This window comes from Kitasatospora sp. NPDC094028 (assembly GCF_049543595.1).
Classification (GTDB): Bacteria; Actinomycetota; Actinomycetes; order Streptomycetales; family Streptomycetaceae; genus Kitasatospora.
In genome coordinates this window covers 217,388-229,721 of the sequence record NZ_JBMVFA010000003.1, presented here as the reverse complement: position 1 = coordinate 229,721, position 12,334 = coordinate 217,388, and the positions used below count along the sequence as shown (strand labels likewise).

The window sequence follows — 12,334 nt, the reverse complement described above, 5'->3', positions numbered from 1 at the left end:
CGGCGTGGCCGGGGCGGGTTGGGGCTCGCTCAGGGCGGCGGGGCGGAAGCCGGCCGCGGGTGCGTCGGGCGGGCCGTCCACCCGTCGCAGCCTGGCCCGCCCCGCCCCGCCCGCCCCGCCCGCCCCGCCCGCGTGTCCGGAGGCCACGATCCCGAACGCCTCCCCGATCGGCGCGGTCTCCCCGTCCGGACGGCGGACTCCGGACGGCGGGACGGCGGGACGGCGAGCCGGACCGCGTGGGGCCTCAGCCTGCCGGCACCGGGGGCTGGCGTTCCACGAACTTCCGCTGCCAGGGCGTCTCGACGGCGTGCCGGTCGTAGTGCGCCCGCACGTACGCCACCGCCTCGGCGGGCGGGACGCCGTCCAGGATCGCGATGCAGGCGAGTGCCGTCCCGGTGCGGCCGCGCCCGCCGGCGCAGGCGAGTTCGACGCGCTCGGTCGCGCAGCGCTCCCAGGCCTCGCGGAACGCGTCGGCCGCGTCGGCGCGGTCGGCGGGCAGCCGGAAGTCGGGCCAGCGCACCCACCGGCCCGGCCAGTCCATCGCCGCGGGCGGCCGGCCCAGCAGGTAGAAGCCGGCCTCGGGCCGGGGCCCGGGCGGCAGCGGGCGCAGCAGTCCGCGGCCGCGCAGCAGCCGGCCGGACGGCAGCCGCAGCACGCCGGGGGCGGACGGGTCCCAGGTGGTGGGGGCGGGAGGCTGGGTCATGGTCTCGCTTTCCACGGTGTCGCCGGACGTTCCACGGTGTCGTCGGACGCCCACCCTCTCACCCCCGCCCGCCGGAGTGGTCGGGAACGGCGAAGCCACGCACGGCCGGCCACGGGCGGGCCCGCCCGTGGCCCGGGCGTCAGGGCCGCAGCAGTCCGCCCGCCCACCAGTCGTGCGGCTCACCGTCGTTGGCGATACCGCGACGGCGCAGTGTCCCTTCGACGGTGCAGCCGAGCCTCTCGGCGACGGCACGCGAGCCGGTGTTCCCGGCCATGGCCCACCACTCGATGCGGTGCACGTCGAGCGTGGCCCAGCCCCAGTCGCACAGGGCCCGCGTGGCCTCCACGGAGTACCCGCGACTGTCACCTGATCCATCTCGGCAGTGTGACCACCGGCGAATCACCGGCGAATCACCGGCGACCGGCGGCGGCCACCGAATTCACCGACCGGGCACCGCCCCTGACGACACCCCGGGCCCGCCGTCGACCGTCACGACGCCACGTGCAGCACCCCCGTGCCGCCCGGCAGGCCGGAGCGGTGCGCGAGGGCCGCCGCCTCGCCGCGGGTGGCGACGCCCAACTTGCCGAGGATGTTGGCGACATGGAACTTCACCGTCGACTCGCTGATGTGCAGCGCCTGGGCGATGTCGCGGTTGCGGCGCCCCTGGGCGAGCTCCAGCAGGACTTCGCGTTCGCGCGGCTGCAGGCCGTCCAACGGGTCGGCGGCGAGGAGCGGTTCGGGGGAGGTGAGCGGCAGGTCGACGGTGACGGTGGTGCCCCAGCCGGGGACGGCCTCGACGGCGCAGCTGCCGCCGAGCGCGGTGATCCGGTCGGCCGTGCGGTGGACGGCGAGGGCGTCGGCGGGCAGCAGGCCGGGGCCGTCGTCGCGGACGACCGCGTGCAGGGTGTCTCCGGTGAGCGACCAGCTGACGTGCAGCCGGCTCAGCCGCTCCTGCTCCAGCATGACGAGCACGGCCGCCCGGACGGCGTCGCGCGCGGTGTGCGCGGTGTCGGCGGGGACGGTCCGGGCGGCGGCCCCGACCGGGGGCGCCACGTCGAGCCGGATCCGGGTGTGCCGCAGCAGCGGCCGCAGTTCCCGGTCGAGACGGGCGAACGCGGCGTCGGCGGGCTCCTCGCTGAGCGCGCGGTCGAGGTCGGCGGCGCGGCGCAGGTCGAGCAGGGCGGTGACGGCCAGGTCGGTGGCGGCGCGCCGGGCGGTGGCGTCGTCGAGGGCGGTCGAGCGCAGCGGCGCGAGGACGGCGGCGAGCGCGGCGTTGTGCGTGCCGGTGAACTCGGCGATGCTGCGGGCGCGGGCGTTGGCGGCCGCGCGGGAGATCGCCGCGTGGGTGGGGGCGGCGTCGGTGGCGCGGTGCTCGGAGTGGGCGACGACGAGGTCCCACAGCTGCTGCAGCACGGTGAGCGCGCCGGGCGCGACCGGTTCGGCGTCGGCCCGGACGAGGACCAGCACCGCGCCGGTGGTGCCGCCCGGCGTGGTCGCGGTGACGACCACCGTCCGTGTGCGGCCCGCGAGTTCGGTCTCGCCCTGCCAGGGCCGGCCCTGCGCGGTGGCCCCGGCGGCGAGGTCGGCCAGCCGGGACAGGTCGAGGCCGCTGATCGCGTCGGCGAGTTCGGGCGGGCCGATGGTCCGGGCGGGGGAGAAGGTACAGGCGCCGTTCAGCTGCGCGATCGCCTGGTGCGGGACGAGCGTGCCGAGCACCTCGGACAGGCGCGGCAGCAGGTCGGGCCGGGGCGTGCGCAGGACCTGGACGGCGTGCGCGAGCGCGTCCTCGGGGCGGCCCCAGTGGGCCCGCCAGGTGCGGTCGTCCGCGTTGCCGGCTGCGGTGTCGCCTGCGCTTCCGTCCGCGCTGTCGCCTGCGGTGTCCGCGGTGTTCAAGGTGTCCAGGGTGTCCAGGGTGTGGTCCAGGGTGTCGTCCCGGGTGTCGGCCATGGTGCCGAGCCTAGCCCGCCGGCCGCCGGAGCCGACCTGTCCTTCCGGCCAGGTGCAACTGTCCGAACGGCCGGCCCGCCGCCCGCCGCCGGGACCGCAGGATGGGACACGTCGGAGGAACACGAGCCACCGGCCACAACCCACCACGGACCAAGGGGATTCCCATGACCGAGACCACCACCCGCACGCCGGCCGGCACCCCGACCAAGGCGATCGCGTTCGACCGGTTCGGCGACGTGGACGTGCTGGCCCCGGTCGAGATCGAGCTGCCCGCCCCCGGCCCCGGCCAGGTGCGGATCGCGGTCCGCACGGTGGGCGTCAACCCGCTGGACCACAAGCTGCGCAGCGGCGCCATGGCCGCGTTCTTCCCGGTCGTCTTCCCTGCCGTCCCCGGCTACGAGCTGGCCGGCGTGGTGGAGGCGGTCGGCGCCGACGTGACCGGCTTCGCGCCCGGCGACGAGGTGTTCGGCGCACCGATGGGCGGCGGCTACGCCGAGCACGCCCTGGTGGACGCCGCGACGCTGGCCCACAAGCCCGCCACGCTCGGCTGGGCGGAGGCCGCGGCGATCCCGGTGGCGGCCGAGACCGCCGAGCGGGCCCTGGACGTCCTCGGCGTCCGGCCCGGCGAGACGCTGCTGGTGCACGGCGCGGCCGGCGGCGTCGGCACCCTGCTGCTGCAGTTCGCCCGGGCGCGCGGCATCACCGTCATCGGCACCGCGAGCGAGGCCAACCACGCCCACCTGCGCGACCTGGGCGCGATCCCGGTCACCTACGGCGAGGGCCTGGCCGAGCGGGTGCGGGCGGCCGCCCCGGGCGGCCGGGTCGACCGGGTGCTGGACGCCGCCGGCCAGGGCGGGGTGCTGCCGCTGTCGATCGAGCTGGCCGGCGACGCGCAGCGCGTGCTGACCATCGCCGACCCGATGGGCGCGCCCGAGCACGGCGTCCGCTTCACCGGCGGCACCGACGGCGGCGAGCCGTACCACCAGCGCGCCTACGCCGCCGCGCTCGCCCTGCACGAGGAGGGCGCCCTGCGGCTGCCGCTGCACCGGGTGCTGCCGCTGGCGGAGGCGGTCGAGGCGCACCGGCTCAGCGAGCACGGGCACCTGCGCGGCAAGATCGTCCTGACGGTGTGACCGCCGAGTGGGTCGCCATCGTCCCAACTGTGTCGTTCAGCAAGCTATCTGACGACAAGTCGACAGAGTCCGCTCGCGCGACGAGTGCGAACCTGGTGGGCGGTGGGCGGTGGCGGTGGACGGCCGGCGGGGCGCACGGCCGTGGTGGCGGGCGCGGCCGGCGGGATCGGGCGCGCCGTCGCGGAACGGTGCGTCCGCGAGGGCGCGGCGGCGGTGCTGTTCCTCGCCTCGGACGAGGCGGCCTTCGTGACCGGCGACGTCCTGCCGATCGACGGCGGGCACCTGGCGCAGTAGGCGCCCGCGCCCGGGCCCGCGCCCCCCGGGGCCCGTTTCCGGAGGAGCCCTTTCCGGCGGGTGGCCTGCGGAAATTCGTTGGCGCGGGGGCGCCCGGCCGTGCTGGAGTGAGCGAATGGATCACGACGACGTCCTCGCCCTGTTCGACCGCCGGCTCCGACGCGAGGCGCGGGGGGACGGCGGCACCACCCGCATCGAGCGCGACGGTGCCGTCCTGCGGCAGGTCGGCGTCGCGCACGACTGGAACGGCATCCTCTGGTCGGACCTGGACGAGGCGGGGGCGGACGAGGCGATCGCCGCGCAGGTGCGGTACTTCGGCGGCCTGGGCCTCGAATTCGAGTGGAAGACCTACGGTCACGACCGGCCCGCCGACCTCGGCGAGCGGCTGCTGGCCGCCGGGTTCACCGCGGAGGACGAGGAGTCGGTGATGGTGGCCGACATCCGCGACCTGCCGACCGAGGTCGTGCTGCCCGAGGGTGTCCGGCTGGTCCCGGTCACCGACGCCGCCGGGGTCGACCTGCTGGCCGAGGCCGCCGAGCAGGCCTTCGGCGTCCCCAACCCGAACCAGCGGCGGCGGCTGCTGGACTGCCTCGCGCACGGCTCCGAGACCGTCACCATGACCGTCGCGATGGCCGGTGACCGGCCGGTGTGCGGGGCGCGGATGGAACTCGTCCCCGGCACCGAGTTCGCCGGCCTCTGGGGTGGCGGCACCGTGCCGGAGTGGCGCGGGCGGGGCATCTACCGCGCCCTGGTCGCCCACCGCGCGCGGCTCGCCGCCGCGTCCGGCTACCGCTACCTCCAGGTCGACGCGAGCGACCAGAGCCGCCCCATCCTGCAGCGCCTCGGCTTCGCCCGGCTGACCACGACCACGCCGTACGTGCGGGGCGCGGCCTGACGCCTCCGAGGTGACCGCCTTCGCGCCGTGCCCCCTGCCGATCGGCAGGGGGCACGGCGTTTTGCGCGCCGGGGCTGTGCCGATCGGTACATGTGCGACGGGGTGGCGGGGGGTCATGGTGGGGGCACTGCGGGGGCCGTCCGGGCTCCCGGGGAGGAGAACCGCCGTGTTCCGTCCGTTCCGTTCTTTCCGCTTCCGTTCCTGCGCGGGGGGCTTCGGCGCTGCCGTTGCCGCCGGTGTCGCCGGGGTCGTGCTGGTCGCGCGCGCCCGGCGGCGGGGGTCACACCGTGAGCGGGGCCCCGGCGGCCCCGACCAGGTCGGTCGCGCCCGGGAGCGGGGCGAGCCCGAAGCAGGTGCTGTGCCGCGTCCCGGTGTCGTGCGCGGCCGTCCCTACGAGGGCGTACTGGACGGGCACGGCGAGGGCCGCCACCGGCAGCACCACGCAGAGCAGCGCGCGTCCCAGGCCGAACGGGCGCGTCCTGCGCCACAGGCCGGTGGCGAGCTGCCAGCCGCCCCAGCAGAGCGCGCCGACGCCCAGAGCCAGGCCCGCCCAGGCGAGCGGCAGCACGTACACGGCGGCGCCGGGGCTGTCGTGGCAGGTGCTCACGAGAGCGCGGACGTCGTCGTCCGCGATGAGCGTCGGCACCGCGCAGGCCCAGCCGAGGCAGGCGAGCAGCAGCGGGCCGCCGGCCCCGCGCAGCGCGGTGGCGCGTGCGGCGGTGTGTGCGTCGGTGTGTGCGTCGGTGTGTGTCTCGGTGTGGTTCATGACTCCCCCTCGCCCCATCGTTCCGACCATGATCGAAACGGGCTCGGCCATGGTACCGGGGGCTCCGGCGGGCCGCTGGGCCGGTCGTCCGCTCCTTCAGGGTCCGGTCCCCCCGGTGCGGTCGCCGATCCCGGTGGGGGCCGGGAACGCCGCGAGGCCCGTGAGGGCGGCCGTCTCGCCGGGCTCCCCGGCGAAGGCCACCTCTCCCCGGTGCAGCACGTACGCCACCGCCGCCCCGGCGAGGGTGCGCGGCAGCGCCTGCGCGGCCACGACCACGGTCCGTCCGGCGGCGGCACCGGCCAGCAGGTGCGCGTGCAGCCGGGCCGCGACGGCGGGGGCCAGGCCGCGTTCGGGTTCGTCGAGCAGCAGCAGGCTCGGCCGTGCCGCCAACGCCCGTCCGATCGCGACGAGTTGCTGCTGTCCGCCGGAGAGCGCGCCGGCCCGGCGGGGCAGCAGCGGTGCCAGCTCGGGGAAGAGGTCCAGTGCCTCGTCCCGGCCGGGTCGGGACCGGGCCAGCTCCAGGTTCTCGGCCACGGTCAGCGAGCCGAACACCCCGCGCTCGGCCGGCACCAGGGCCAGGCCCCGGCGCGCCCGCTGATGCACCGACAGCCCGCTCACGTCCCGGCCCTGCCACACCACCCGTCCGCCCGACAGCCGCACCACCCCCGCCAGCGCGTTCAGCACACTCGTCCGCCCGGCGCCGTTGCGGCCGAGCAGGACGGTCAGCGCGCCGGCGGGGAAGGCGAGGTCGATGCCGTGGAGGGCTTCGAGGGGGCCGTAGCGGACGCGGGCGGAGAGGAGGGCGGCGGCGGGTGGCACGGGGTGGTCACCTCGGGGGCTGGTGGCGGGTGTCGGCGGTGCCCTCGGGGGCGTCGGGAGTGCCGGGAGCGCCGGGGGTGTCGGGAGTGCCGTGGGCCGGATCCGCCGGCCGGGGGTGCGGGGCGGAGGAGGTCATGTCCGGGTGCCCCAGGCCTCGGCGACCCGGGGGTCGGTGAGGACGGCCGCGGTCGGGCCGGCGGCGACCGCTCGGCCCTGGGCCATGGCGTAGACGGTGTCGGCGAGTTCGGCGACGAGGCCGGCGTCGTGCTCGACCAGCAGCAGCGCCAGGCCGCGCTCGGCGAGGCCCCGGAGGACGGTGACCAGCCGGGCGGTCTGCGCGGCGTCGAGTCCGGCGGCCGGCTCGTCGAGGAGCAGGACGCGGGGCTCGGCGGAGAGGGCGCGGGCGAGCTCGACCAGGCGCAGGGTGCCGGTGGGCTGGGAGCCGGCGGGTTCGGCGGCGACGTCCCGCAGGCCGAGCAGGGCCAGCGCCCGGGCGGTCCGTGCGGCGACGGCGCGCGGGTCGGTGCGGCCGTGCCGGTGCTCGGCGCCGACGCGGACGTTGTCGGCCACCGAGAGGGTGGGGAAGACGGCGATCTGCTGGAAGGTGCGCGCCAGCCCGAGCCGGACGCGCCGGTGCGCGGGCAGCCGGGTGACGTCCCGTCCGTTCAGCAGCACCCGTCCGGCATCGGGGCGGGCGGTCCCGGCGAGGCAGTCGAAGAGGGTGCTCTTCCCGGCGCCGTTGGGCCCGATCAGCGCGGTGATCCGTCCGGGCCGCGCGGTCAGGTCCATCCCGCCCACGGCCTCGATCCCGCCGAACCGCCGCACGATCCCGCGTGCGGTGAGCCGGCCGTTCACCCCGCCCGGCGGCGTGTCCGGGTGCGGGGTCACGGCTGCCGCTCCCGGGCGAGCCGGGCGGTGATCGCCGCGCGGGCGCGCAGCCCGGCGGGGGAGAGCCGACCGGGCGGCAGGGGCGCGGCGGGCCCGGCCGACCCGACGGGCGCGATCGGCCCCGGGGCGACGGCTCCGCCGGGCCGGCGGCTGCCTGGGAGGGCGGCGAGCCCGCCGGGCAGGCGCCCGATGGCCGTGGCGAGCGTGCCGATGGCGACGGCCGAGACGCCCGCGACGGTGCCGGCGTCCAGGCCGATCAGCAGCGCTGCTGCGAGGACGGCGCCGAGCGCGCTGTCGGCCCCGACGACGACCACGGCCGCGAACCAGAGCAGCCCGCGCACGGGGTCGAAGGAGGCCGCGTCGAAGGCCCGCCCGGCGAGCCCCGTCAGCCCGCCGCCGAGCGCGGCCAGCGCCGCGCCGACGACGAAGGCGAACAGCTTCAGCCCGGGCACGTCGACGCCGGCCGCGACCGCGCCCGGCTCGTGGTCCCGCATCGCGGTCAGCGCCCGGCCGAGCCGCCCCCGGTGCAGGCTCCGGACGGCGAGCAGGCCGACGCCGAGCAGCAGCAGCTCGGCGAGGTAGAAGGCACGGTCCCCGGCGAGGAAGGACGGCCGTTCGAGGACGAGCCCGGTGGTGGCGTACGGCTGCTCGAAGACGAACCGGCTCATCGCCGTCCCGACCGCGAAGGTGACGAGGGCGAGCGCCAGCCCGCGCCGCCGGATCGCGGGCCACCCGGTGAGCAGGCCGAGCGGCGCGGTGGCGAGGACGGCGAGCAGCAGCGCGGGCCCGGCGGGCAGCGCCGGCAGTCCGGGGACGCGGCCGGACATCAGCAGCGCGGTCCCGAGCGAGCCGAGGCCCGCGTACCCGGCCTGCCCGAGCGAGATCTGCCCGCCGTAGCCGGTCACCACGACGACGGACAGCAGCACCAGCGCGAGCGCGGGCACCAGCAGGGCGCTGCGCAGGTCGTTGCCCCGGAAGCCGAACGGCAGCAGGAGCAGCACCAGGCAGACCACCCCGGCGAGCCGCCCCCGGCCGTCGTCCCCGGCGCCAGCACCACCACCACCGAGCGGCCGGACGGCCAGCGGGGCGCTCACCGTCCGCTCCTCCCCGGTGATGCGGGGCCCGGCCAGCAGCGCGGTGGCGAGCAGCGCGACCACGAACAGGTTGGACTGCACGGCCTCGACGAGCGGCAGCAACTGCCCGGCCGGGCGCAGCCGGGTCAGCTCGGCCTGGGCGATACCGAGCCCGAGCCCGGTGGCGACGGCGACCGGGATGCTGCGCAGCCGGGCGGCGACGGCGACGGCCATCGTCTCCATCACCAGCAGCGGCAGCCCGTACGGGTCGAGCAGCAGGTAGGGCGCGAGGGCGACGCCGACGAGCCCGGCGGTGAAGGTGCCGAACGCCCAGCCGGCGGCGGAGACCCGGTCGGCGTCGACGCCGGAGAGGGCGGCGAGGCGGCCGTCGTCGACGACGGCGCGCAGCCGCAGGCCGAACCCGGTCCAGCGGGTGGTGGCGGCGACGGCCAGGCCGAGCACCAGGATGGCGGCCAGCTGGGCGACGGTGTCGGGCCGCAGGCCGTGCCCGCCGGGCAGCCGGATCGGCGCACCGCCGAACGGCGAGGGCGCACCGGCCAGCGGCGCCGCCCCCCACAGCAGGACGGCGGTGCCGATGAGCAGCACGAACACCCCGAGCCCGGCGACCATGGTCTCGGCCGGCCCGGCCCCGCGCCGCTGCAGCGGCCGGTAGACCAGGACGTCCAGCAGCACGCCGAGGGCCGGGGCGACCACCAGCAGGCACAGTGCGACGGCCGGCCAGACCGGCCAGTGCCGCACCACCACGAGGTCGCGCAGCAGGTAGGCGACGGCCATGGCCTGGGCGCCCTGGGCGATGTTGAGGACGCCGGTGGCGCGGTGGCAGACGACCAGGCCGATGCCGCTGAGCGCGGCGGCGCTGCCCACGGTGAGCCCGGCGAGCGCGAGGTCGACGGTGAGCGGATCGAGTGCGGAGGCGAGCAGTACGGGCGGCACGGTCATCGCGGTTCAGCCGGTCGGCGGGGCGGGTTCGCCCGGACGGGTGGGCAGGCCGGGGTCGGTCGGCGGGTCGGTCGGCGGGTCGGACGGCGGGTCGGACGGCGGGTCGGGTGCGGCGGGCTCGCAGAGCGGGCAGGGCGTCAGCCCCCGGGCCCGGACGGCCTCGCCGTCCACCGCCGCCGTCCGGGCCTTGCCCGCGACCAGCGGGCAGCGCGGCCGGTGGTAGTGGGCGCCCTCGGGCACCGCCAGCCACCCCTCCCCGCCGGCCGCGTCCGCCGCACCGGCCGCGTCCGCCGCACCGGTGGCCTCGCCGCTGTCGCCGTCCTCCGGTTCGACCAGCAGCTCGTACAGCCGTGCCACCCGTCGGCCGGTCAGGTCACCGTCGGAGGAGCCGCCCCCCGAGTGGCCGGTACCGGGGCCGCCGCCCGGCCGCAGCGCGACGAGCAGCGCGCCGGCCACGATCAGCGCCGCGCCCGGCACGGTGGAGGAGGCCAGGTAGGGGATCTGCTGCTCGGCGTAGCGCTCGCCGGAGACCCCGTACCAGCCCAGCACGCACAGCACGGCGCCGACCGTGAGCAGGACCCAGCCGGCCCACTCCCGCCCGCCCCGGGCCGTCCGCAGGAGGCGGGCGGCATGCCGGACGGGCGGCATCCGCGCGGCTTTCCGGGCGGTTTCGCCGCCGGATTGCGATTCGTCCATGGATCCGCCTTCATGGTGTCACCTGAGACGTTTCCAGGATCGGCCTGGAACAGCATCCGGGAGACCGCGCGCACCACCCCGCGCACACCCGCCCGGGCGGCGCAGCCGAGAGGGAGCACAGACCATGCACGTGACGCGAAGCGGCACCCCCAAGGGCGGCGGCCCGGCCCTGCGGACGGTGAGCGCGCTGCTCGCCCTGATGCTGGCGGGCTCGGCGGCCGCGTGCAGCAGCAGCAAGTCCGGCTCCTCGGCGAGTCCGAGCGCCTCCGCCCCCGTTTCCGTGTCCGCCACCGCGTCCGCCTCGGCGACCGGCACCGCGCCCGCCGACCCGGCCGCCGCCAAGACGGAGATCACCGCCAACTGGGAGAAGTTCTTCGACCCCGCAACCCCGATCCCGGACAAGGCCAAGCTGCTCCAGGGCGGCGACACGCTGCTCCCGGTACTGCAGGGCTTCTCCCAGGACCCGAGGGTCGGCCAGGTGCAGGCGAAGGTCGGCGACATCGCGTTCACCGACGCGAGCGACGCGACCGTCACCTACTCGCTCTCCCTCCAGGGCAACGTCGTCGAGCCGAGCGCCAGCGGCCAGTCCGTGCTGGAGAACGGCGTGTGGAAGGTCTCCCGCTCGACGCTGTGCGGCCTGCTCACCCAGGCGGGTGGCGCCAGCGGCACCCCGATCCCCGGATGCGGCTGACCGTCCGCCGGCTCATCGTCGGACTGCTTCCCCGGCCCGGCCGCGCTGCCGCCGGCCGGCCGGGGGCCCCGGTCGCGCCGCTCCCGGCCGCCGTCGTGGCCGTCGTGGCCGTCGTGGCCGTCGTGGTCCTCCTGGTCCTGACCGGCTGCGGCACCCGGCTGCCGGACGGCGCCTTCACCGCCCGGCCCCGCCCCACGCCCGGCGCCCCCAGCGGCACCGCCCCCGGCGGCAATCCGGCCTCCGACACCGGCGTCAGCGCCGACGAGATCCGGATCGGCGTCGTCACCTCCCTCACCAGCCCGGTCGGCAGCGAGGTGTTCAGCGGGCCGCGCTACGGCGCGCAGGCGTTCTTCCAGGCCCTCAACGACCGCGGCGGCCTGCACGGTCGCACCGTCCGGCTGGTCACCTGCGACGACGGCGGCAGCGGTATCGGCAACCAGGACTGCGTGCACCGGCTGATCGACCAGGCGCACGTCTTCGCCTTCGTCAGCGGCAGCGTCCTCGACTACGCGGGCGCCGCCTACGTGAGCGGCAAGGCGGTGCCGGACGTCGGCGGCCAGCCGATCGGCACCGCGTACGACCGGTGGCCGCACCTGTACGGGATCTACGGCAGCGCCGCCCCGCGCGACGGCCGCTCGGTCGGCTGGAACGGCACGCTCTACCAGAGCACCGAGGTGTTCCGTTTCTTCAAGCAGCGCCTGGGCGCGGGCAGCGCCGCCGTGGTCGCCTACAACCAGGCCGACTCGGCCCGGTACGCCGCGCAGCTCAAGGCCGGGCTGGAGGCCGAGGGCTACCGGGTGCTGCTCCAGACGGTGGACTTCGCGCTGCCGAACTTCCAGGCGGTGGCGGCGGCCGTCCGGGCGGACGGCTCGCAGCTGCTGTTCGACGCCATGGACACCCGGGGCAACGCGGCGCTGTGCCGGGCGCTGGACGAGGCGGGGGTGCGGGTGGCCGCGAAGGTCACCAACGTGCAGAACTGGTCCGAGTCGGTGCGCACCGACTACGCCTCCTCGCCGAACTGCCGCAACGCGCTGTGGGCGACGTCGTCGAGCCTGAACTACGAGGACGAGCAGTACCCGGCGGTGCACGACTTCCGCACCGCGATGGCCCGTTACCTCCCGGACCGCGCCGGGCGGCTGTCCGCCTGGGAGCTGGAGGGCTGGGCCGGGGCGCAGTGGCTGGCCGACGCGATGGGCTCCTGCGGCGCCGCGCTGACCCGGGCCTGCGTGGAGGCGTTCATGAACCGCGCCGAGCCGTACGACGCGCACGGCCTGATCCTGCCCGCCTCCTTCGTCCCGCAGCCGCCGCCCGCCGGCCCGGTCCGCGCCTGCCTGAACGCGGCCCGCTGGCAGGACGCCGCCCGGGGCGGGCAGGGCGGCTGGGTGACCCAGGTGCCGTCGATGACCACCACCTGCTTCGACGTCCCGCAGCTGCCGTACCGGCCCTGAGCCCGCCCAGACCCGGCCTCG

At 77.2% G+C, this 12,334-nt stretch carries 13 protein-coding genes; 5 read left to right on the top strand and 8 right to left on the bottom strand.

Features of this window, described 5'->3' with window-relative positions; genetic code table 11:
* Window positions 1-244: 244 nt before the first annotated feature.
* The 3 genes from ACPC54_RS06720 to ACPC54_RS06710 form a co-directional block, all read right to left on the bottom strand.
* Window positions 245-703 carry a protein-tyrosine phosphatase family protein gene (locus ACPC54_RS06720; RefSeq protein WP_498961930.1) on the bottom strand — a complete coding sequence of 153 codons (459 nt, stop codon included), beginning with the start codon at window positions 701-703 and terminating at the stop codon, window positions 245-247.
* Window positions 704-842: 139 nt separating this feature from the next.
* Window positions 843-1,106, bottom strand: a complete 264-nt coding sequence (locus ACPC54_RS06715) for a GNAT family N-acetyltransferase (protein WP_498961928.1) — start codon at window positions 1,104-1,106, stop codon at window positions 843-845.
* Window positions 1,107-1,192: 86 nt separating this feature from the next.
* Window positions 1,193-2,650 carry a helix-turn-helix transcriptional regulator gene (locus ACPC54_RS06710; protein WP_498961926.1) on the bottom strand — a complete coding sequence of 486 codons (1,458 nt, stop codon included), beginning with the start codon at window positions 2,648-2,650 and terminating at the stop codon, window positions 1,193-1,195.
* A gap of 164 nt (window positions 2,651-2,814) precedes the next feature.
* On the opposite strand from ACPC54_RS06710, the gene ACPC54_RS06705 reads away from it, so the two are divergent.
* The 3 genes from ACPC54_RS06705 to ACPC54_RS06695 all read left to right on the top strand — a co-directional run bounded on the left by ACPC54_RS06705 (window position 2,815) and on the right by ACPC54_RS06695 (window position 4,972).
* Entirely contained in the window at window positions 2,815-3,783 is a 969-nt protein-coding gene (locus ACPC54_RS06705) for a quinone oxidoreductase family protein (protein ID WP_498961924.1), read from the top strand.
* An 84-nt stretch (window positions 3,784-3,867) separates the two neighbouring features.
* The gene (locus ACPC54_RS06700) at window positions 3,868-4,077 is read left to right on the top strand and encodes a hypothetical protein (RefSeq protein WP_498961922.1); all 210 of its coding nucleotides are present in this window, start codon (window positions 3,868-3,870) and stop codon (window positions 4,075-4,077) included.
* Window positions 4,078-4,192: 115 nt separating this feature from the next.
* Complete coding sequence (locus ACPC54_RS06695) at window positions 4,193-4,972, top strand: GNAT family N-acetyltransferase (protein WP_498961920.1); 780 nt, start codon at window positions 4,193-4,195, stop codon at window positions 4,970-4,972.
* A 280-nt stretch (window positions 4,973-5,252) separates the two neighbouring features.
* Here ACPC54_RS06695 and ACPC54_RS06690 read toward each other — a convergent pair whose 3' ends face one another.
* The 5 genes from ACPC54_RS06690 to ACPC54_RS06670 form a co-directional block, all read right to left on the bottom strand.
* Window positions 5,253-5,738, bottom strand: a complete 486-nt coding sequence (locus ACPC54_RS06690; RefSeq protein WP_498961918.1) for a hypothetical protein — start codon at window positions 5,736-5,738, stop codon at window positions 5,253-5,255.
* Window positions 5,739-5,834: 96 nt separating this feature from the next.
* Window positions 5,835-6,557: an ABC transporter ATP-binding protein gene (locus ACPC54_RS06685; protein ID WP_498961916.1), complete on the bottom strand. Its 723-nt coding sequence runs from the start codon at window positions 6,555-6,557 to the stop codon at window positions 5,835-5,837.
* A 132-nt stretch (window positions 6,558-6,689) separates the two neighbouring features.
* Window positions 6,690-7,445, bottom strand: a complete 756-nt coding sequence (locus tag ACPC54_RS06680) for an ABC transporter ATP-binding protein (RefSeq protein WP_498961914.1) — start codon at window positions 7,443-7,445, stop codon at window positions 6,690-6,692.
* Window positions 7,442-9,478 carry an ABC transporter permease subunit gene (locus ACPC54_RS06675; protein WP_498961912.1) on the bottom strand — a complete coding sequence of 679 codons (2,037 nt, stop codon included), beginning with the start codon at window positions 9,476-9,478 and terminating at the stop codon, window positions 7,442-7,444. The genes ACPC54_RS06680 and ACPC54_RS06675 overlap by 4 nt, the downstream gene beginning before the upstream one ends.
* A gap of 6 nt (window positions 9,479-9,484) precedes the next feature.
* Window positions 9,485-10,174, bottom strand: coding sequence for a hypothetical protein (locus ACPC54_RS06670; protein WP_498961910.1), 690 nt, complete (start codon window positions 10,172-10,174; stop codon window positions 9,485-9,487).
* A gap of 124 nt (window positions 10,175-10,298) precedes the next feature.
* On the opposite strand from ACPC54_RS06670, the gene ACPC54_RS06665 reads away from it, so the two are divergent.
* Entirely contained in the window at window positions 10,299-10,865 is a 567-nt protein-coding gene (locus ACPC54_RS06665) for an MTB12 C-terminal domain-containing protein (RefSeq protein ID WP_498961908.1), read from the top strand.
* Window positions 10,856-12,313, top strand: a complete 1,458-nt coding sequence (locus ACPC54_RS06660) for an ABC transporter substrate-binding protein (RefSeq protein ID WP_498961906.1) — start codon at window positions 10,856-10,858, stop codon at window positions 12,311-12,313. Before ACPC54_RS06665 ends, ACPC54_RS06660 begins: the two co-directional genes overlap by 10 nt.
* The last annotated feature ends 21 nt before the right edge of the window (window positions 12,314-12,334 follow it).

Coding starts and splice junctions, on each gene's coding strand:
- ACPC54_RS06695 (WP_498961920.1), top strand. CDS start 4,193: ATGGATCACGACGACGTCCTCGCCCTGTTCGACCGCCGGCTCCGACGC.
- ACPC54_RS06720 (WP_498961930.1), bottom strand. CDS start 703: ATGACCCAGCCTCCCGCCCCCACCACCTGGGACCCGTCCGCCCCCGGC.
- ACPC54_RS06705 (WP_498961924.1), top strand. CDS start 2,815: ATGACCGAGACCACCACCCGCACGCCGGCCGGCACCCCGACCAAGGCG.
- ACPC54_RS06670 (WP_498961910.1), bottom strand. CDS start 10,174: ATGGACGAATCGCAATCCGGCGGCGAAACCGCCCGGAAAGCCGCGCGG.
- ACPC54_RS06665 (WP_498961908.1), top strand. CDS start 10,299: ATGCACGTGACGCGAAGCGGCACCCCCAAGGGCGGCGGCCCGGCCCTG.
- ACPC54_RS06710 (WP_498961926.1), bottom strand. CDS start 2,650: ATGGCCGACACCCGGGACGACACCCTGGACCACACCCTGGACACCCTG.
- ACPC54_RS06675 (WP_498961912.1), bottom strand. CDS start 9,478: ATGACCGTGCCGCCCGTACTGCTCGCCTCCGCACTCGATCCGCTCACC.
- ACPC54_RS06690 (WP_498961918.1), bottom strand. CDS start 5,738: ATGAACCACACCGAGACACACACCGACGCACACACCGACGCACACACC.
- ACPC54_RS06660 (WP_498961906.1), top strand. CDS start 10,856: ATGCGGCTGACCGTCCGCCGGCTCATCGTCGGACTGCTTCCCCGGCCC.